General features: G+C 73.3%; 15 protein-coding genes and 1 tRNA gene. 3 read left to right on the plus strand and 13 right to left on the minus strand.

Going from position 1 to position 19,376, the window contains the following annotated elements; genetic code table 11:
* Positions 1-13: 13 nt before the first annotated feature.
* From CFT82_RS01160 to CFT82_RS01205, 10 genes are all read right to left on the minus strand, one after another.
* The gene (locus CFT82_RS01160) at positions 14-3,889 is read right to left on the minus strand and encodes a Pls/PosA family non-ribosomal peptide synthetase (RefSeq protein ID WP_088817269.1); all 3,876 of its coding nucleotides are present in this window, start codon (positions 3,887-3,889) and stop codon (positions 14-16) included.
* Between the two features lie 94 nt (positions 3,890-3,983).
* Positions 3,984-4,829 carry an aminoglycoside phosphotransferase family protein gene (locus CFT82_RS01165; RefSeq protein WP_088817270.1) on the minus strand — a complete coding sequence of 282 codons (846 nt, stop codon included), beginning with the start codon at positions 4,827-4,829 and terminating at the stop codon, positions 3,984-3,986.
* A 74-nt stretch (positions 4,830-4,903) separates the two neighbouring features.
* Positions 4,904-4,980: transfer RNA gene (locus CFT82_RS01170), tRNA-Pro, on the minus strand.
* Between the two features lie 90 nt (positions 4,981-5,070).
* Positions 5,071-6,648 carry a ribosome biogenesis GTPase Der gene (gene der / locus CFT82_RS01175; protein ID WP_088817271.1) on the minus strand — a complete coding sequence of 526 codons (1,578 nt, stop codon included), beginning with the start codon at positions 6,646-6,648 and terminating at the stop codon, positions 5,071-5,073.
* Complete coding sequence (cmk, locus tag CFT82_RS01180) at positions 6,645-7,391, minus strand: (d)CMP kinase (protein WP_088817272.1); 747 nt, start codon at positions 7,389-7,391, stop codon at positions 6,645-6,647. The genes der and cmk overlap by 4 nt, the downstream gene beginning before the upstream one ends.
* Positions 7,391-8,257: a pseudouridine synthase gene (locus tag CFT82_RS01185; protein ID WP_088817273.1), complete on the minus strand. Its 867-nt coding sequence runs from the start codon at positions 8,255-8,257 to the stop codon at positions 7,391-7,393. Before CFT82_RS01185 ends, cmk begins: the two co-directional genes overlap by 1 nt.
* A gap of 6 nt (positions 8,258-8,263) precedes the next feature.
* On the minus strand, positions 8,264-8,932 hold the full coding sequence (scpB, locus tag CFT82_RS01190; RefSeq protein ID WP_200815087.1) for an SMC-Scp complex subunit ScpB: 669 nt from the start codon (positions 8,930-8,932) through the stop codon (positions 8,264-8,266).
* Positions 8,922-9,839, minus strand: coding sequence for a segregation and condensation protein A (locus CFT82_RS01195; protein WP_234994219.1), 918 nt, complete (start codon positions 9,837-9,839; stop codon positions 8,922-8,924). Before CFT82_RS01195 ends, scpB begins: the two co-directional genes overlap by 11 nt.
* A complete protein-coding gene (locus tag CFT82_RS01200; RefSeq protein WP_088817275.1) occupies positions 9,836-10,768 on the minus strand; it encodes a ParA family protein in 933 nt (310 codons plus the stop codon). Before CFT82_RS01200 ends, CFT82_RS01195 begins: the two co-directional genes overlap by 4 nt.
* Before the next feature lie 163 nt (positions 10,769-10,931).
* On the minus strand, positions 10,932-11,888 hold the full coding sequence (locus CFT82_RS01205) for a site-specific tyrosine recombinase XerD (RefSeq protein ID WP_088817276.1): 957 nt from the start codon (positions 11,886-11,888) through the stop codon (positions 10,932-10,934).
* 29 nt (positions 11,889-11,917) lie between these two features.
* On the opposite strand from CFT82_RS01205, the gene CFT82_RS01210 reads away from it, so the two are divergent.
* Positions 11,918-12,529 (plus strand): hypothetical protein, encoded by a 612-nt coding sequence (locus CFT82_RS01210; protein WP_143469444.1) that lies wholly within the window; start codon positions 11,918-11,920, stop codon positions 12,527-12,529.
* Positions 12,530-12,536: 7 nt separating this feature from the next.
* On the opposite strand, the gene CFT82_RS01215 is transcribed toward CFT82_RS01210, so the two are convergent.
* Positions 12,537-13,235, minus strand: coding sequence for an MBL fold metallo-hydrolase (locus CFT82_RS01215; protein WP_088817278.1), 699 nt, complete (start codon positions 13,233-13,235; stop codon positions 12,537-12,539).
* Between the two features lie 79 nt (positions 13,236-13,314).
* Here CFT82_RS01215 and CFT82_RS01220 point away from each other — a divergent pair, with 79 nt between their 5' ends.
* Both CFT82_RS01220 and CFT82_RS01225 read left to right on the plus strand, forming a co-directional pair.
* Positions 13,315-14,988: a DUF349 domain-containing protein gene (locus tag CFT82_RS01220; RefSeq protein ID WP_088817279.1), complete on the plus strand. Its 1,674-nt coding sequence runs from the start codon at positions 13,315-13,317 to the stop codon at positions 14,986-14,988.
* Positions 14,985-16,331 carry a M18 family aminopeptidase gene (locus tag CFT82_RS01225; RefSeq protein ID WP_088817280.1) on the plus strand — a complete coding sequence of 449 codons (1,347 nt, stop codon included), beginning with the start codon at positions 14,985-14,987 and terminating at the stop codon, positions 16,329-16,331. Before CFT82_RS01220 ends, CFT82_RS01225 begins: the two co-directional genes overlap by 4 nt.
* Before the next feature lie 87 nt (positions 16,332-16,418).
* On the opposite strand, the gene CFT82_RS01230 is transcribed toward CFT82_RS01225, so the two are convergent.
* Entirely contained in the window at positions 16,419-18,650 is a 2,232-nt protein-coding gene (locus CFT82_RS01230; RefSeq protein WP_088817281.1) for a RelA/SpoT family protein, read from the minus strand.
* Positions 18,651-18,752: 102 nt separating this feature from the next.
* Positions 18,753-19,367 (minus strand): adenine phosphoribosyltransferase, encoded by a 615-nt coding sequence (locus CFT82_RS01235; RefSeq protein WP_088817282.1) that lies wholly within the window; start codon positions 19,365-19,367, stop codon positions 18,753-18,755.
* Positions 19,368-19,376 lie beyond the last annotated feature (9 nt).

Raw genomic sequence — 19,376 nt, forward strand, 5'->3', positions numbered from 1 at the left:
AGGAACGGTCACCCTACGCCTCGACCCACGGGCCGATGGGGTTGCCGACCCACCGGGTCCTGTCCGGCGCGGACTCGCCGCGCATGACCAGCGAGCCCGGGCCCACGGTGGCGTCCCGGCCCAGCGTGGACGCCGGGAGGATGACGGAGTTCGGACCGATCGTGGACCCGGCCTCCAGGCGCACCGTGTCCATCGCCAGGACGCGGTCGTGGAAGAGGTGGGTCTGGACGACGCACCCGCGGTTGACCGTGGCGCCGTCGCCGAGCGCGATGAGGTCGTGCTCCGGCAGCCAGTAGGTCTCGCACCACACGCCGCGGCCCACCCGGGCACCCATGGCGCGGAAGTAGAGATTCACCAGGGGCGTGCCCGGGACGGCCCGCAGCAGCCAGGGCACGGCCACGGACTCGACGAAGGAGTCGGCCAGCTCGCTGCGCCACACCATGCCGGACCAGAGCGGGTGCTCGGAGGGCCTGAAGCGCCCCACCACCAGCCACTTGGCCAGCACGGCGATGCCCACGGCCGCCAGGCCGCAGGCCAGCAGCACCAGCCCGGACACGGCGGCCGCCACGAGCCAGCCCCAGCGGGCCGCGACCCACAGCAGGGCCGCCGCACCCAGCAGGTGGAGCACCAGGTGCGCCAGCAGGGCGATCACGCGGCAGCTCTCCACCAGGCCGCGCAGGAGGCGCAGCCGGAAGGGCGGGGCGTAGGTGCGGGAGCTGTCCACCTCCGACGGCGCGCGGCGGAGCTTCTCCGGCGGCGAGCCCACCCAGGAGGCACCGGCCTTGGCCTTCTTGCGGCGGGGGGCCGCCGAGAGGACGGCCACCAGGGACTCCTTGGGCACCTTGCGCCCGGGGGCGGTCATGCCGGAGTTGCCGACGAAGGCACCGCGGCCGATCTTCACCCGCTCCACGCGCAGCCAACCGCCACCGAGCTCGTAACCGCCGATGAAGGTGTCGTCGGCGAGGAAGGCGCCGGCCCCGACCCGGGTGAGGCTGGGGATCATGAGGACGGTCGAGGCCTCGGCGTCCTTGCCGACCTTGGCGCCCAGCGCCCGGAGCCACACGGTGGTGATCGCCCCGCCGTACATCGGGAAGAGCCAGGTGCGGGCCTCGTCCATGAGCCGGATCGTGGCCCAGGCCTGCAGGGCCTTCCGGCTCTGCGTCGGGTAGTGCCCGCCCTCCAGGCCGATGCTGGCCAGGCGCACCAGGCCCAGGACGAGCAGGACCAGCGTCGCGTAGCCGACGAGTCCGGCCAGCGGCAGCCAGGCCAAAGCGGTCCAGAAGGCTTCGCGGAAGTCGTCGGCGCCGGCCAGGGGGCGCCACATCACGAGGCCCGCCACCGCGATCGCGAGGAGCGGCAGCAGGGAGATCACCACACCGGTCAGGGCGTACAGGCCGATGAAGAGCGGTCGCGATCGCGGGGACTCGGCCCAGGGGCCCCGGGCGGTGCCGGTGCGGATGGCCGGGGAGCCGGACCACCGCTCGTCCGCCTTGACCTCGCCGAGGACCGTGGAACCCGGGACCACCTCGCTCCCCTTGCGGAGCCGGCAGCCCCCCACCAGCGTGGACCGGGCACCGACCCGGGCATTCGCCCCGACCCGGATCGCGCCGACGTGCAGCGTCGCCCCGTCCACCCAGTGACCCTGCAGGTCCACCTCGGGCTCGACGGAGCAGCCGTCACCGAGCGTGAGCAGGCCGGTGACCGGCGGCATGGCGTGCAGGTCGACGCCCTGCCCCACCCGGCACCCGAGCAGGCGGGCGTACCAGCGCACCAGGCCGGCCCCGGAGATGGTCCCGGCGCCAGCCTCGTCGGCGAAGCGCTCGGCCAGCCAGAGCCGCAGGTGCACCCCGCCGCCCCGGGGATAGCTGCCCGGGACGACACCCCGCAGAAGCAGGCGGGCCACCAGGGCGGAGAGGGCCAGCCGGCCGGCCGGGAGCACCAGCAGCAGCCAGAGGACGCCCAGCAGCCACCACGGAGCGACCGGGACGAGCGAGGCCGCCTCCCAGCCCAGCTCGTGGGCGACGCGGGCCCCGAGGGCCACCCAGAACACCCAGCGCAGACCACTGATCGTGCGCAGGCCGAGCAGCGCGGTCAGCTGGGCGAGCTGGGTGCCCCGGCCGACCGGGGGCACCTGCTCGTTGAGCCGGCCGGTGGGGCTGTCGAGCCCGGTGAGCCAGCCGGCGAAGGAACCGAGCGTGTGGTGCTCGTAGACGTCCGCCACCGTGGCGTTCACGTAGCGCTCCCGGACGCGGGCGACGATCTGCGCCGCGGTGAGCGAGCCGCCGCCGAGCTCGAAGAAGTCCTCCTCGGGGCTGGTGGGGCGGGCACCCAGGACGGTGTTCCAGATCTCGGCGAGCCACTGCTCGGTCTCGCTCAGCGCAGCGGTGTCGGCGCCGTCCTCGTCCGGCAGCGGCCAGGGCAGGGCGTCCCGGTCGATCTTGCCGCTGGTACGGGTGGGCAGGTCGTCCACGACGGCCAGTCGCGGGACGAGCGCGGCGGGCATGTCGGCGCGCAGACGGGTTACGGAGGCGGCCCGGTCGAAGCCCTCGTCGACGGTGAGATAGCCGACGATGAGGGTGTTGCCCGACTCGGTCTTGCGGATCGCGGCGGCGGCCCCGGCCACGCCCGGCAGCTGGAGGAGGGCGGAGTCGATCTCCCCCAGCTCGATGCGACGCCCGCCGACCTTCACCTGGTCGTCGGCACGGCCGCGGAAGAGCAGGCCCTCGGGGTCGTTGACCACCACGTCACCGGACCGATAGGCGCGCTCCCAGCCGAGCGTGGGCATCGGGGCGTACTTCTCGGCGTCCTTCTCCGGATCGAGGTACCGGGCCAGGCCGACGCCGCCGATGATCAGCTCGCCCTCCTCCCCCGGCCCGACCGGGTGGCCGTCGGCGTCGACGACGGCCAGGTCCCAGCCGTCCAGGGGCAGACCGATGCGGACCGGCGGCTCGGGGGTGATCTGCGCGGCGCAGGCCACGACGGTCGCCTCGGTGGGACCGTAGGTGTTCCACACCTCGCGCTCGGCGGTGGCGAAGCGGGCGCCGAGCTCGGGCGGGCAGGCCTCGCCGCCGACGATGAGCAGGCGGACGCGGTCCATCGCCTCGGCCGGCCACATGGAGACCAGGGTGGGCACGGTGGAGACGACGGTGATGTCGTTGGCGACGAGCCACGGACCGAGGTCGACCCCGGAGCGCACCAGGGAGCGCGGGGCCGGGACGAGGCAGGCGCCGTGTGCCCAGGCCAGCCACATCTCCTCGCAGCTGGCGTCGAAGGCCACCGAGAGGCCGGCCATGACGCGGTCGCCGGGGCCGATGGGTGCCTGCTGGAGGAAGAGGCGCGACTCGGCCTCGACGAAGGCGGCCGCCGAGCGGTGCGTGACGGCCACCCCCTTGGGCTTGCCCGTGGAGCCGGAGGTGAAGATCACCCAGCAGTCGTCCTGCAGGTCCGGGAGCTCGGGCTCGACGGGCTCGCGCTCCTCGGCCAGCCGGGAGGAGATGACCAGGTCGGCCCCCACGACGGCGGCGGCGGCCGACTCCTCGAAGACCGTGCGGGCGCGCTCGTCGGGGTCGTCGGCGTCGACCGGGACGTAGGCCGCCCCGGCGAGCAGGACACCCATGATCGCGACGTACAGGTCCGCGGTGCCGGAGGGGACGCGGACGCCCACCTTGTCGCCCCGCCCGATGCCGAGCTCCGCCAGGCGCGCGGCGACCTCGGCGGAGGCCTCGTGGAACTCGTCGTAGGTCAGGGCGCTGCCACCGGCCTGGATGGCGGGGGCGTCGCCGGCGGAGGCGACGGTGGCCAGGAAGAGGTCGACGAGGGTGCGCGGCGCAGGAGCGAGGTGGCCGGCGCGCAGGGGATCACGCGCAGCAGCCGCGAGAGAAGCAGGCATGGGGCGGATTGTCCCAGTGCCGTGCGGAAAGGACGAATGTGGTCCGTCGAGGTGAAGGGCGTCACCCCGAACGTCGGGCAGCCGCCCGATCGGGTCACCTGGGGTAGAGCCGCGCCAGGTGGGCGTGTCCGACCGCCTCGAACTCCTCGTCGCCGACGTGCAGCGCCCAAACGGCGGTCCCCACGGCCTCGGCGACGTTCATGCGCCGCCACGCGCCCGGTTCCCGCGGGTCCCGGCCGTAGCCGGCCAGGAATGCCGCCTCGAGCTCGGGTCGGCGCAGGAAGTCCTGACGTCCGAGGCGCACGAGATCCTCCTCCGGTGGCCGGAGGTCGGCCCGCCCGAAGTCGATGATTCGCAGCACCAGGTGGTCGTCCAGCCAGTTCCGCGGCTGCCAGTCACCGTGCGTCGGGACCACGGTGGCACCCCCTGTCGGCCAGCCCGCCAGCTCGTCCCGAACCCGCTCGGCGATGGTGGCGTCGATGCGGTGCGGCATCGCGAGGAAACGCTCCACCCGCCCCCGGAGAGAGTCGTTCCAGGAGGGGTCGACGGTGGAGTGCTGGGCGTGGAAGGCAGCGATCAGCCGGCCCGCCTGCTCGTAGGTGAAGGGATCCTCCTGCGCCGGCGTCCCCTCGACGAGCTCGCCCGGCAGGTACTCCGTGATCAGCACGCGCAGCTCCTCGTCGGCCGCGAGCAGCCGGGCCGCCCTCCCGGAGGCGACCCACGGAGCCGTCCACGCGCGGTGAACCCGGATCTCTCGGGCAATGTGACCGTTCGACGGCCCCGCTGCCTTGACGATCACGCGCCCGCGGTCGCTCGCGACCTCCAGGACAACCGTGTCGGTCTGTCCCCACGAGTGGTCGGTGACGACCTTCCCCGCACCGAGGTGCCCCTCGACGAACCGGCGCTGGTCCTCGGTCAGGGCGTTCAACCCAAGGACCATGGGTCGTCCTCTCCGTGCTTTCGCCCCCCATCCCCCAACGCCAAAGGAGCCCCACCCGAAGGTGGGGCTCCTGCTGGTCGGGCTGACAGGATTTGAACCTGCGACCCCTTGACCCCCAGTCAAGTGCGCTACCAAACTGCGCCACAGCCCGATCACTCCGCGAGCGGAGCGGAGAGAACCATAACCCATGAGGGGTCCACTCCCCCAACCGGCACCGCCGGAGCGCGGCGCCGGTCGGCCCTCAGCGGCGCCGGCGCTCGCGCACGCGGACCGAGATCTCGATCGGCGACCCCTCGAACCCGAAGCGCTCGCGCAGCTGCCGCTCCAGGAAGCGCCGGTAGGAGTGCTCCAGGAAGCCCGAGGCGAAGACCACGAACTTCGGCGGCCGCGTCGAGGCCTGCGTCGCGAAGAGGATGCGCGGCTGCTTGCCCGAACGCACCGGGTGCGGGTTGGCCGCCACGATCTCCCCGAGGAAGGCGTTGAGCTTGCCGGTGGGGATCCGGGCGTCCCAGCTCTCCAGGGCCGTCTCCAGCGCCGGGACGAGCTTCTCCACGTGCCGACCGGTCGAGGCCGAGATGTTCACCCGCGGCGCCCACGGCACCTGCACGAGCTCCCGCTCGATCTCGCGCTCCAGGAAGTGGCGACGCTCCTCGTCGGTGAGATCCCACTTGTTGTAGGCGATCACCAGGGCGCGGCCGGAGTCGATGACCTGCTGCACCACGCGGATGTCCTGCTCGGCGATCTCCTCGCCGGCGTCGATGAGGACGACGGCCACCTCGGCCTTCTCCAGCGCGCTCTGGGTGCGCAGGGAGGCGTAGAAGTCCACGCCACGGGTCTGGTGCACGCGGCGACGGATACCGGCGGTGTCGACGAACATCCAGGTGCGCCCGCCGAGCTCGATGTACTCGTCCACCGGGTCGCGCGTCGTGCCGGCGACGTTGTCCACCACCACCCGCTCGGAGCCGGCCAGACGGTTGAGCAGCGAGGACTTGCCGACGTTCGGGCGCCCCAGCAGGGCCACCCGGCGCGGTCCGCCGACGACCCGGCCGGCCTCGGAGTGCGGGTCCTCGGGGAAGTTCGCCAGGATCTCGTCCAGCAGGTCACCGGAGCCCTTGCCGTGCAGCGCGGAGACGGCGAACGGCTGCCCCAGGCCCATCGACCACAGGGCCGCGGCCTCGCCCTCCACGTGCACGTCGTCGACCTTGTTCGCCACCAGCACCACCGGCTTGCCGGAACGGCGCAGCAGCTTCACGACGTCCTCGTCGGCGTCGGTGGCGCCCACCGTGGCGTCCACGACGAAGACGATGACATCAGCCATCTCCACGGCCACCTCGGCCTGCTGGGCCACGTGGCGGGCGATGCCGCGCGCGTCGATCTCCCAGCCCCCGGTGTCGATGACCATGAAGGGAACGCCGTTCCACTCCGCCGGGTAGGAGACCCGGTCGCGGGTGACGCCCGGCTCGTCCTGCACGACGGCCTCACGACGGCCCAGGACGCGGTTCACCAGCGTGGACTTGCCGACATTCGGCCGGCCCACGATCGCCACCACCGGCAGTGAGGTGACCGGGTTGCCCGCGGCGTCGAGCTCGGCCTCCCCCTCGAGGAGGGCGACGTCCTCCTCGGCCAGGTCGAACTCGCCCAGCCCGGCCCGGAGCGCCTCGGTGTAGGCGAGCTCGGTCTCGGTCTCCGGCTCGGCGACCGACCCGATCCCCGCCTCGAGGGCGGTCTCCTCACCCTCGGGCGTCACCTGGACGACCTCGGTGGCCCCCGGGTCCTCAGCGGTGCCGGTGGGGTCGGTGTTCTCGTCGTGCGTGCTCATGCGTCTCCTCGCGGGCTGCCCCCGGCGCGCTCCAGGAGCACCGACACGACCGCGTCGATGGATCCCTGGAGGTCCAGCGCGGAGGTGTCGATGTGGGTCACGCCGTCGGCGGCGGTGGTGAAGTTGGACACGGTCGAGTCGTCCCGGTCGCGACGCAGGACCTCGTCCCGGGTGGCGTCGGTGACCTGCGAGCCACCGCTCTGCCGCTGCCGACGGCGCAGGCGCGCCTCCTCGTCGGCGGTGAGCAGGATGCGGACCTCGGCGTCCGGGGCGATGACGGTGGTGATGTCCCGCCCCTCGGCGACCATCCCGCGACCGCGACGGCGGGCGTCGGCGATGAGCTCGCGCTGGCGGCGGGCCAGCTCGCCCCGCACGTCCAGGTTGGTGGCCACCGCGGAGACCTGCGAGGAGATGCGGCTCTCCCGGATGGCCCGGGTGATGTCCGTCCCCGCCACCGCCAGCCCGGGACGGGCCGGGTCCGTGGACTGGTCGATCTCGACGGTGCGCGCCAGATGGGCAACGGCGTCGACGTCCGTGAGGTCCGTGCCCTGCTCCAGGGCAGCCCAGGTGAGGGCACGGAACATGGCCCCGGTGTCCAGGTAGGCCAGGTCGAAGCCCAGCGCGACCGTCCGCGACACCGTGGACTTGCCGGACCCGCTGGGGCCGTCCACGGCGACAGTCACCGGGGTGGTCAGCTCCCCCAGCCGGGGGTGGCGGCGGGTCTCGGAGTAGGGCAGACGCATCAGAGGTCGACCTCCTTCATCGCACGGGCCAGCTCGTCGGGCGTGATGGCCCGCATGTTCCCCGGGCGCAGGTCGGTCAGGCGGATCGGGCCGACCTGGGTGCGCACGAGCTCGCGGACCGGGTGCCCGACCTCCTCCAGCAGGCGACGGACCACGTGCTTGCGGCCCTCGTGGAGGATCACCTGCACCATGGCCCACCCGGGCTGGGAGTCGATCACCGAGAAGTCGTCGACCTTGATCAGGCCGTCCTCGAGCTCAACGCCCTCGCGGAGCTGGTTGCCCAGACCCTTGCGGACCGGGCCGGGCACCGTGGCCACGTAGGTCTTGAGGACCCCGTAGCTGGGGTGCTGCATGCGGTGGGCGAACTCGCCGTCGTTGGTGAACAGGATGAGCCCGGAGGTCTCGACGTCGAGCCGGCCGATGTGGAAGAGCCGCTCGGGGCGGTCCATCGTGTAGTCGCCCAGGCAGGGGCGGCCCTCGTCGTCCTCCATGGTGGAGACCACGCCGAGCGGCTTGTTGAAGGCCAGGTAGACCTTCGACTCGTCGAGCTGGACCGGGAGCCCGTCGACGGCCACCTTCTGCCGCGCCGGGTCGATCCGGACCCCCAGCTCGACGACCGGGACGCCGTCGACCTGCACCCGCCCGTCGAGGATCATCTGCTCGCAAGCGCGGCGGGAGCCCAGCCCGGCGGCGGCCAGCACCTTCTGCAGCCGCTCCCCCGACGCGTCGTGCACGTCGTGCTCCTGCTGGTCCCGCGACGGGCGGCGGCGCTGCTGGCGCACCGGGCCGAAGCCACCGGTGCCCCGACGGCCTCGCCCGTCGGCGCGGCGCGGCCCACCGGGCCCTGCGTCCTGTCGACGACTCATGCGTTCTCACTCTCCTGCTGCTGGGTGTTCGGGGGGTGCCTGCGGGGCGCTCTCGGGGCGCACGGGGGCGGTCATCGCGGCGGCGATCTCGTCGAGCTCGCCGGCCTCGGGGAGATGGGGCGCCAGGTCGGGCAGCTCGCCCAGGTCCCGCAGCCCGATCCGCTCGAGGAAGAGGTGGGTCGTGCCGTAGAGCACTGCACCGGAGGGCTCGGTCCCGACCTCGGCGACCAGACCGCGAGTGGTCAGGGTGCGCATCACGCCGTCCACGTTGACGCCGCGCACCGCGGCGACACGGCTGCGGGTGACCGGCTGACGGTACGCGACGACGGCGAGGGTCTCCAAGGCCGCCTGCGTGAGCCGGGCCTGCCGGCCTCCCACGAGGAAGCGCTCCACCGCCTCCGCGTGCTCCGGGCGCGAGTAGATGCGCCAGGCACCGGCGACGCGCCGCAGGTCGAAACCACGCCCCTCGGCGGTGAAGGCGGCAGCGAGCTCCTCCAGGGCGGCCTCGACCTCCTCGGCCGTGCCCCCCAGGCCCTCGGCCACCTCGGCGGCGCTCACCGGCTCGTCGATCACCATGAGCACGGCCTCGAGCACCGCCCGCTCCGGCACGCCACCGCCGGGTGCCACGGGGGCGGCACCGGCGGGCGGGACGTGGGTCACGGGATCAGGGCTCACGGGGGCCAGTCTGCCCGGTCCGGGCTGTCGGTGGTGGGTGCGACCCGGTGAGCCAGCGCACCTCCATCGGCGCCAGGGGGGCGGGCTGGTCGACCTCCACCGAACCGTCGCGCAGCATCTCCAGCACCCCCAGGAAGCGCCCCACCACCTCCAGCCGGGTCCGGGCATCGGCGATGAGCTCGGCGAAGGGCAGGGAGCCGGCGTCCCGCAGCCGCTCGGCCATGAGCCGCACCTGGGCGGCGACGTCCACGGTCGGGGCGTGCAGGTGGTCCACCCCCACGACCGGCTCCGGGCGCGGCGCCAGCGCCCCGGCGGCCACGAGCGCCAGCTGCTCCGGGGTGATCTCCATGACCAGGTCGGGCAGGACCTCGGCGAAGCGCTCCTCCAGGCCGGCCATCCGCGGCACCGCTCCCCCGGCGTGCTCAGAGCGCTCCTGCAGCCAGGCCGCGACCTCCTTGTAGGCGCGGTACTGCAGCAGCCGGGCGAATAGCAGGTCGCGGGCCTCGATGAACTCGAGGTCCTCCACCTCGGCCCCACCCTCCTGGGGCAGGAGCCGCCGGGCCTTGAGCTCCAGCAGCGTCGAGGCCACCACCAGGAACTCGGTGAGCTCGGAGAGCAACCACTGCGCGGCCTTGCGGTCGCCGGCCTCCCGGGCCTCGCTGGCCGCCTGCTGGGCCTGGCGCAGGTGCGCCACGAACTCGTCGGTCACCTCCGCCAGGGCGATCTCGGTGATGTCGAGCCGGTGCTTGGCGATGAGGCCCAGCAGCAGGTCGAAGGGGCCGTCGAAGGCCTCCTGGTGGACGTGGAAGGGCTCCCGGGGTGCACGGGTCAGCACCCCGCCGGGGGTGGTCGGCCTCGCAGCGGACTCCCCCGCGCCCCCTGCGTCCGCCGGGAGCGGATGGGTCACGCGCAGGCGCCGCGGGCGACGAGCTCGCGCGCCAGCCGACGGTAGGCCTCGGCCCCCGCGTGGGAGGGCGCGTAGGTGGTGATCGGCTCCGAGGCCAGCGTGGCGTCGGGGAACTTCACGGTGCGTCGGATGGGGGTGGTGAGCACGAGCTCGCCGAAGTGGTCGGTCACGCTGGCGACCACCTCCCGGCTGTGCAGGGTGCGTCCGTCCACCATCGTGGGGAGGATCCCGTCGATGCGCAGCAGCGGGTTGAGGCGGTCGGTGACCTTCTCGATGGTCTCGACGAGGAGCGCCACACCGCGCAGGGCGAAGTACTCCGTCTCCAGCGGGATGAGCACGCCGTGGGCGGCGGTGAGCGCGTTCACCGTGAGCAGGCCGAGGGAGGGCTGGCAGTCGATGAGGACGACGTCGTAGTCGCCCAGGACCGGGCGCAGCACCCGTTCCAGGGCGTGCTCGCGAGCCACCTCGTTGACCAGCTGGACCTCGGCGGCCGAGAGGTCGATGTCGGCCGGCAGGACGTCGAGCCCGGGCACGGAGGTGGTGCGGACGGCCGCCGGCGTGTCGAGCTCGCGGGCCGGGGCCATGAGGAGGTCGTAGATGGTGTCCCGACCGTCATGGGCACGGACACCGAGGCCGACCGAGAGGGCACCCTGCGGATCGAAGTCCACGAGGAGCACGCGACGGCCGTACTCGGCCAGCGCCGCCCCCAGGTTGATCGTGGTCGTGGTCTTGCCGACCCCGCCCTTCTGGTTGCACAGCGCGATGACCCGCGCCGGACCGTGACGGTCGAGCGGTGCGGGCACCGGGAACTCCTGGGGCTGCTCCGCTCCGCCGGAGGCACCGCTCCCGGAGCCCTCGCGGGGGATGACCAGTCCGTCGATCGACGGCTGGGCAGCGGGCTCTTCCTCGTGCTGCGCCTGCAGGTCCATGGGCGTCTCCTCTCCTGACCGACGCCCCAGAGGGTACCGCCCGGAGTCCCACCGGACCGTATGCCGGCCCTCGACCTCCACTCGACATCATCCTCGAGTCAAGGGTTCGACTTCTGGTTGTCGAGGCGCCGTGAAGGGCTGCTCGCGGCGCCGGGGCTCCGCCTCAGGAGCGCGCCCGCGGGTGCGTCGTGAGGAAGACCTCGCGCAGGTGCTCGGGCGTGACCCGCGTGTAGATCTGCGTGGTGGACACCGAGGAGTGGCCGAGCATCTCCTGCACCACGCGCACGTCCGCTCCCCCCGCCAGCAGGTGCGTGGCGAAGCTGTGGCGCAGGGTGTGCGGACTGACCTCCCGGGTGATGCCAGCCCGATCGGCTGCCCTGGTCACCACCTGCCAGGCGCTCTGCCGGCCCAGCCGGCGACCCCGCTGGTTGAGCAGCAGGGCCGCACCCGCCGCACCGCGCCGCGCGAGGACGGGCCGTCCAGCCGTCACCCAGTCCCCGACCGCCCGGGCGGCCGCCCCACCCACCGGCAGGTGGCGCTCCTTGCCGCCCTTGCCCACCAGGCGCACCACCCGCTGCTCCAGGTCGAGGTCATCGACGTCGAGCCCGGTCACCTCCGAGACCCGGGCGCCGGTGCCGTAGAGCAGCTCCAGCAGCGCCCGGTCACGGCGGGCCAGCGCCCCGGCGAGGGCGTCCTCCCCCGTCTCCTCGGGCACCGCCTCGAGCAACCGGGAGACCTCCCCGACGGTGAGCGCCTTCGGCAACCGCTCCCCCTGCTGAGGTGGTGAGACCTCCGCCGCCACGTCCACCGGAACCAACCCCTCGGCCAGCGCGAACGCGTGGAAGCGGCGCACCGAGACCACCATGCGGGTCACCGTGCTCGCGGCCCGCCCCTCGTGGCGCAGGGCGACCAGGTGCTCCCGGACGTCCTCGGCCGTCACCTCGACCCACGACCGACGCCCCTCGCGGGCGAGGTGGTCGAGATAGGCCCGGAGATCGCGCCCGTAGGCCGCCACGGTGTGGGGCGAGAGCCCCCGCTCTACGCGCAGGTGAGCCAGCCACTCCTCGACCGGCTCGGTGAGGGCGGCGGACGGTTCCTGCGCGGTCGGCGTCTGTGTCATCCCCCCCAGTGTGCGGCAGACTGGCCGACATGCCGTGGTATTCCTCCGCCCCCGGACGTCGCGCCGGTCAGGTGCTCGTCGACCTCCTCGTCCTCGCCTGGTGCGTGCTCTGGGTCCTCGTCGGTCGGGCGGTGCACGACGCGACCATCGAGCGTTTCTCCCCCGCCGAGCGCCTCGTGGACACCGGTCGCACCATCAACGACGGCATCGACCGCGCCGACGGGCAGCTGGGCGAGATCCCGATGGTGGGCGACCACCTCGGCGGCGTGCTCGACGGGCTGCTCGGGGTGGGCGACCCGGTGAGCCAGACCGGTCAGGACCTGCTGGAGTCCGGGGAGTCCCTGGCGGAGATGCTGTGGCTGGTCGTCAGCGGCGGGCCGATGCTCACCGTCCTGCTCCTCTGGCTCCCGCTCCGAGTGCGCTTCGCCCTGCGCTCGCGTCGCACCGCGGAGGAGCTGCGCCGGGTGGAGGACCCGGAGGCGCTGCTGGCCCTGCGTGCCCTCTCCTCGCTCCCGGTCGGCACCCTGGCCGCCATCGACCCGGACCCGGTGGCGGCGTGGCGCCGCGACGACCGGGAGGTCGTCGCACGGCTCGCCCGGGCCCAGGCGCGGGACCTGGGCGTCCGCCTACCGCGGGGCTGAGTCGGGCTCAGAGCCCCTGCAGGTGGGGGTTGGTGGCCCGCTCGTGGCCGATCGTCGTGGCCCGTCCGTGGCCGGGGAGCACCATCGTGTCGTCGGCGGTCGCCAGGACGACGTCCCGCAGGGAACGACGCATCGCCTCCCCGCTGCCGCCGGGGAGGTCCGTCCGGCCGATCGACCCGGCGAAGAGCACGTCCCCGCTGAAGGTCGTCGCCCGCAGGTCGGACCCGGCGTCACGGACCGGCTGCGGGATGCCGTCCAGATCGAAGAGCACGCTGCCCTCGGTGTGCCCCGGGGCGTGGCGGACGCCGACGGACAGGCCTGCCAGCTCGAGCCGGGCACCGTCGTGCACCTCGTGGACGACCTCCGGCTCCTGCCACTGGAAGGCGGGGCCGAACTCCTGCTGCAGCATGGCCACCATGGGGGCCGAGAGCCCGGCCCGCGGGTCGCGGAGGCGGTAGCGGTCGTCGCCGTGGACGTAGGCCCCCACCGTTCCGCCGCAGACCGGTGTGACGCTCATCGTGTGGTCCAGGTGCCCGTGCGTCAGGAGCACGGCCGCCGGGCGGAGACCGTGCTGGGCGAGGGTCTCGCGGACCCGGTCGACCACCCCGAAGCCCGGGTCGATGACCAGGCACTCCTCCCCCTCGGAGGGGGCGACGACGTAGCAGTTGGTGCCGAAGGCCGTGGCGGGGATGGCGACGGTGAGCATGGCGTGCAGACTAGGGGACACTGCGGCGTGGGCCATACCTAGACTGGCCCCAGCGAACCGTCCGCCGAGAGAGGCACCAATGAACGCGGCTGATCAGACCACGTCCACCCCCGAGGGACCCCAGGACCCGACGGGCGAGCAGGCAGTGACCCGGGAGGAGACGCCCGAGCGGGCCACCGCCCCGGCACCCGCCGAGGAGGCCCCTGAGCAGGCCCCCTCCGAGGGCGCCCCTGCCCAGGAGGCCCCTGCGCAGGCACCGGCAGCGCCGGCCCCGCGCCCCACGCCCGGTGCGATGCCGACCCCCGGCGCCCTCGCCGGGCGGCGCCCGGCGCCCCCGGTCACCCCCGTGGCCGACGGTTCCGCGGAGTCCGATCAGCGCCCCGCCGGCAGCCCGGAGCGCGCCGGACGCAAGCAGCGCACCACCCCCCAGCACGCCACCTTCGTGCCCACCCCGGTGCCCGGTCCCCTCGTGGACACCTCCGAGCTCTCGGGTGACATGGCCCGCTTCGGCTCGCTGGACGAGTCCGGACAGGTCGTGCGCACCGACGCCGACGGCACCACCACCGTGGTCGGCAGCTATCCCGACGCCGCACCCGAGCAGGCCGTCGGCTACTTCGTGCGCAAGTTCGAGGAGGTCGCCGCCTCGGCCACCCTCCTGGCCCAGCGCATCCACGCCGGCAGCGTGATGGCCGCCGAGGGGCGCCAGTCGCTCGAGGCGATCCGTCAGCAGGTCGAGGAGACCCCGATGGTCGGCGACTACGCGGCTCTCCACCGGGTGCTGGAGGAGCTCACCGAGGCGCTGCGCGAGAAGGAGCGGATCGACCAGCAGCAGCGCGCCGAGGCCCGCGCAGAGGCTGCCGCCGAGCGCGAGAAGCTCGTGGTGGAGGCCGAGACGATCGCCGCCACCGCCCCGGAGCAGATGCAGTGGAAGCAGGCCAGCGCCCGCATGCGCGGCATGGTCGAGGAGTGGAAGGCGATGCAGCGCGCGCAGATCCGCCTCGACAAGCCGACCGAGAGCGAGCTCTGGCAGCGTCTGGCCGCCGCGCGCAACACCTTCGACAAGGTGCGCAAGGCCCACTTCGCCCAGCTGGACGCCGAGCGCGAGGAGGCCCGCCGCCGCAAGGAGGAGCTCGTCGTCCAGGCCGAGCGGCTCTCGACGAGCACCGACTTCGACGCCACCCCCGGTGCCTTCAAACGCCTGATGCAGGACTGGAAGCGGGCCGGGCGGGCTCCCCGCACCGTGGACGACCAGCTCTGGGAGCGCTTCCGCGCCGCCCAGGACGCCTTCTTCGACGCGAAGGACGCCCGGGCCGCGGCCGAGGACGAGGAGCTGGCCGCCAACCTGCCGGCCAAGGAAGCCCTCCTCGTCGAGGCCGAGGCCCTGCTCCCGGTGAAGGACCTGGAGGCCACCAAGAAGCGGCTCCGAGCCATCCAGGACCGTTTCGAGGCCGCCGGCAGGGTTCCCCGCAAGGATGTCAAGCGCATCGAGGGCCGCATGCGCGCCGTCGAGCAGGCGGTGCGTGACGCCGAGGACGCCCAGTGGACGCAGACGAAGCCCGAGCAGGCCCGTCGCGCCAGCGCCTTCGCGACCCAGCTCGAGGGTGCCGTGCAGGAGCTGGAGGCCAAGCTCGCCAAGGCGGAGACCTCCGGTGACGAGAAGCGGGCCGCCAAGGTCCGGCAGGAGCTCGAGACCAAGCGTCAGTGGCTCGAGCAGGCCCAGTCCGGGCTCGAGGAGTTCGGGGGTGGCCGGTGAGCAATCGTCTGGCACGTTTCGACACTGACGAGGTCGCTGACGGCCTCATCGCCTTCACCGACGCCTCCCCCACCCCCTTCCACGCGGTGGAGACCGCCGCGGGCATCCTCACCGACCACGGCTTCACCGCCGTGGACGAGACCGCGGCCCTGCCGAGCGAGCCGGGCCGCTGGTTCCTCGTGCGCGGCGGCTCGCTGGTGGCCTGGAGCAGCGAGGACGCCCCGGCAGACCCGGCCACCGGCTTCCGGCTGGTCGGCGCCCACACGGACTCCCCCAACTTCCGGATCAAGCCGCGCCCGGACGTCCGGAGCGCCGGGCACGCCCAGCTGGCGGTGGAGCCCTACGGGGGACTCATCACCAACTCGTGGCTGGACCGCGATCTCGGCCTGGCCGGCCGGGTGACCCTGGCCGGGGAGGGTGACGACCCCCTCCTCGGCGGTGACCGGGTGGCCGGTACCCACTCGGTGCTCTTCCGGACCGATGAACCGATCCTGCGGATCTCCCGCCTGGCGATCCATCTGGACCGCTCGGTGAAGGAGGGCGAGAATCTCAACGCCCAGCAGCACCTCGTGCCGCACTGGGCGGTCTCGCCGGACGCCCCGGCCTTCGTCGACTGGCTCGCCCAGGAGCTGGGGGTGCCCGCCTCGGACGTCCTCGGCTGGGATCTCATGACCCACGACCTCGCGCCCTCGCGCCGGATCGGGATCGACGGCGGGCTGATCTCCGCCCCCCGGATGGACAACCTGGCCACCACCTACGCCGCCGTGCGAGCGCTGGTGGACGCCGTGGACGACCCGACGGGCTCCGGCACGGCGATCCCGGCGATCGCCCTCTTCGACCACGAGGAGATCGGCTCCATGTCGGAGCGCGGGGCCTTCTCGCAGCTGCTCCCGGCCGTCCTGGAGCGGGTTGTGGCCAGCCGCGGCGGCACCCGGGAGGACCACCTCCGGGCCCTGGCCGCGACGGTCATCGCCTCGGGCGACATGGCCCACGCCACGCACCCGAACTACGTGGACCGCCACGAGCCCGGCCACCGGATCTCGCTGAACGGCGGCCCGGTGCTCAAGGTCAACACGAACCTGCGCTACGCGACCGACGGGGTGGGCATCGCCGCCTTCCGGCTGGCCTGCCAGCAGGCCGGGGTGCCCATGCAGGAGTTCGTGACCCGCTCGGACCTCCCGTGCGGGTCCACCGTGGGCCCGATGACCGCCGCGCTCTCCGGGGCCACGACGGTCGACTTCGGCGCCCCGACGCTGGCCATGCACAGCGTGCGCGAGCTCGTCGGCACCGCCGACCAGGCCATGTACGCGGCCTGTCTCGCGGCCTTCCTCGACCCGGCCTGACCCCCGCACCGCAGCACCGAGGGGGCGTCCACCAGACGGTGGGCGCCCCCTCGGTGCTCTGCCGCCCGGCCGCCGGAGCCGGGGCGGTCAGGACGCGCGGCTCACCGAGTACACCCCGGAGACCTTGCGCAGGGTCGTGATGACGTGGTCGAGGTACTCCACGTCGGCCAGCTCGAACTCCAGCCGGCCGAAGGCCGTCCGGGCGTCCGGCGAGGTGAAGGACATCTCCGAGAGCACCAGCCCCAGCTCACCGGTGGCCCGCAGCACGTCGGCGGCCAGGCCCAGCCGGTCCAGCGCCTCGATGTCGAGGCGCACCGTGAAGCTCCCTCGCGAGCTGTCGTCCCAGGCCACCCGCACGAGTCGCTCCGGGCTCTGTTGGAGGCTCTCGGCGTTGGGGCAGTCGGTCCGGTGCACGGACACCCCCCGCCCGGTCGTCACGTAGCCTAGGATCTCGTCCCCCGGCACCGGGGCGCAGCAGATCGCCAGGTGGGACCACACGTCGTCCGAGCCCACGATGTGGACCGGGGCCTCCCCCGGCGCCCGGTTGCGCACCACCGGCGTCGACGCGGTCGGCTCCGGCGGCTCCTCCGGGGCGTGGACGGCCTTGAGCTGGTCGATGATGTGCTCGACCGACGCCCGGCGCTCCCCGATCGCCTGGAAGACACCGTCCCGGTCCCCCACGGAGAGCTTCTCCGCGACCGGTGCCATCCCGTCGGCCGAGGTCCACTGCTTGACCGGGTGTCCGGCCTTGCGCAGTGCACGGATCAGCTCGTCCTGCCCCTGCGCGGTGGCCTCGGCCTTCCGCTCCCGGCTGAACCACTGCTTGATCTTCGAGCGCGCCCGGGGCGTGGCCACGAAGGCGAGCCAGTCGCGGCTCGGCCCCGCCCCCTCGTCCTTCGAGGTGAGGATCTCCACCGAGTCGCCGTTCTGCAGCACGGTGTCCAGGGGCACCATGCGTCCGTTCACCTTCGCGCCCACGGCCCGGTGCCCGACGTCGGTGTGGACGCTGTAGGCCATGTCCACCGGGGTGGCCCCCTCCACCAGCGAGATGACCCGCCCCTTGGGGGTGAAGACGAAGACCTCCGCGGACGAGATCTGGAAGCGCAGGGTGTCCAGGAAGTCCTCGCCGCGGGTGTCCTGGGCCACCTCCACCGTCTCGCGCAGCCAGGAGAGGTCCTGGGTGGACCGGCGCCCCGTGGCCGCGGCCTTCTGCCCCGGGCTCTTGTAGCGCCAGTGGGCGGCCACCCCGTACTCGGCGAAGCGGTGCATCTCGTGGGTCCGGATCTGGATCTCGACCGGCTTGCCGCCGGGGCCCATCACCGAGGTGTGCAGCGACTGGTAGCCGTTGGACTTCGGCGTGGCGATGTAGTCCTTGATCCGGCTCGGCAGGGGCGTGTACAGCGAGTGCACGAGGCCCAGTGCGTGGTAGCAGTCGCCCACGTCGTCCACCAGGAGGCGCAACGCGACGAGGTCGTGGATCTGGTCGAGGCTGCGTCCGCGGACGGTCATCTTCTGGTAGATCGACCAGTAGTGCTTCTCCCGCCCGGTGATGACCACCGGGATCCGGGCCTCGGCCATCGCCCGCTCCAGCTCGGTGCGGATGCGCCCGAGGTAGTGCTCGCGGGCCGGGGCGGCCTCGGCCACCTGGTTCACGACCGCCTCGTAGACGTCCGGGAGCATGAACCGGAAGGACAGGTCCTCCAGCTCCCACTTGATGGCGTTCATGCCCATGCGGTGCGCCAACGAGGTGTAGATCTCCAACGTCTCCTGCGCCTTGCGACGGGCGCTCTCCGGGGAGACGTAGCGCCAGGTGCGGGCGTTGTGGAGGCGGTCGGCCAGCTTGATGACCAGCACCCGGATGTCCTGGGACATGGCCACGACCATCTTGCGGACCGTCTCGGCCTGGGCGCTGTCGCCGTAGCGGACCTTGTCGAGCTTGGTCACGCCGTCGACGAGGAGGGCGATCTCGGGGCCGAAGTCCTTCTCGAGCTGCTCCTGGGAGTAGCTGGTGTCCTCGACCGTGTCGTGGAGCAGGGCCGCGACCACCGTGGCGGCGTCCATGCCGAGATCGGCCAGCAGCCCGGCGACGGCGACCGGGTGGGTGATGTACGGGTCGCCGCTCTTGCGGAACTGGCCCTCGTGGGCCTCGGCCGCCACCCGGTAGGCGCGTTCGACGACCCCGAGGTCGGCCCGGTCACCGCGGTGCCGGAGCTGCCGCAGTACCGGGGCCAGCTCGGGGGTCTCGGTGCGGGCGGTCCCGAAGCGGGCGAGGCGCTCGCGCACCGTCCACCCGGGGGCGCTCCGTGGTTGCTGCGACATGACGCGAGGATACGCGGCGTCGTCCACCCGGGGGCGCCGTGGTCCCCGGGTGTGAGGCGTCTCTCCCCCGCCAGCTCGCGAGGTCGCCCTCCGGGGGGGTGGTCAGGCCTCGTCGACCAGCAGACTCACGACGTCGTATCCGGGGAGGTGGTCACGGCCGTGGAGGAAGGCCAGCTCGAGCACGACCTCGACCCCGGCGACGGTGGCCCCGCAGGCCTCCACCAGCTGGCAGCACGCGGCGGCCGTCCCCCCGGTGGCCAGGACGTCGTCCACGACCAGGACCCGGTCCCCCGGCTGCAGCGCGTCCTGGTGCATCTCGATGACGGCCTCGCCGTACTCCAGCGAGTAGCTCACCCGGTGGGTCTCGCCGGGCAGCTTGCCCGCCTTGCGGACCGGCACGAACCCGACGCCCAGGGCGTGGGCCATCACCGAGCCGAGGATGAACCCGCGGGCCTCGATGCCCACCACGACGTCCACCGCCCCGGCCCGGCGCCGGACCACGTCGGCCACCACGGCCCGGCTGGCGGCGGGGTCACGCAGCAGCGGCGTGAAGTCCTTGAAGACCACGCCCGGCTCCGGGAAGTCCGGGATGGCCCGCAGCCGCGAGGCCACCAGCTGACGCAGCTCCTCGCCCTGCGGTTCGGCATCGACATCCCAGGTGGTCACCGTGGTCTCCTTCGTCGTCCCCGGCGCGCCGGAGTCCTGCTCCTGGTTCATGGGTCCTCC

Source organism: Kytococcus aerolatus, from assembly GCF_900187395.1.
Classification (GTDB): domain Bacteria; phylum Actinomycetota; class Actinomycetes; order Actinomycetales; family Dermatophilaceae; genus Kytococcus; species Kytococcus aerolatus.

Coding starts and splice junctions, on each gene's coding strand:
- CFT82_RS01210 (WP_143469444.1), top strand. CDS start 11,918: ATGCCGTGGTATTCCTCCGCCCCCGGACGTCGCGCCGGTCAGGTGCTC.
- CFT82_RS01205 (WP_088817276.1), bottom strand. CDS start 11,888: ATGACACAGACGCCGACCGCGCAGGAACCGTCCGCCGCCCTCACCGAG.
- CFT82_RS01200 (WP_088817275.1), bottom strand. CDS start 10,768: ATGGACCTGCAGGCGCAGCACGAGGAAGAGCCCGCTGCCCAGCCGTCG.
- CFT82_RS01185 (WP_088817273.1), bottom strand. CDS start 8,257: ATGAGTCGTCGACAGGACGCAGGGCCCGGTGGGCCGCGCCGCGCCGAC.
- der (WP_088817271.1), bottom strand. CDS start 6,648: ATGAGCACGCACGACGAGAACACCGACCCCACCGGCACCGCTGAGGAC.
- CFT82_RS01220 (WP_088817279.1), top strand. CDS start 13,315: ATGAACGCGGCTGATCAGACCACGTCCACCCCCGAGGGACCCCAGGAC.
- CFT82_RS01165 (WP_088817270.1), bottom strand. CDS start 4,829: ATGGTCCTTGGGTTGAACGCCCTGACCGAGGACCAGCGCCGGTTCGTC.
- cmk (WP_088817272.1), bottom strand. CDS start 7,391: ATGCGTCTGCCCTACTCCGAGACCCGCCGCCACCCCCGGCTGGGGGAG.
- CFT82_RS01160 (WP_088817269.1), bottom strand. CDS start 3,889: ATGCCTGCTTCTCTCGCGGCTGCTGCGCGTGATCCCCTGCGCGCCGGC.
- CFT82_RS01235 (WP_088817282.1), bottom strand. CDS start 19,367: ATGAACCAGGAGCAGGACTCCGGCGCGCCGGGGACGACGAAGGAGACC.
- CFT82_RS01230 (WP_088817281.1), bottom strand. CDS start 18,650: ATGTCGCAGCAACCACGGAGCGCCCCCGGGTGGACGGTGCGCGAGCGC.
- CFT82_RS01215 (WP_088817278.1), bottom strand. CDS start 13,235: ATGCTCACCGTCGCCATCCCCGCCACGGCCTTCGGCACCAACTGCTAC.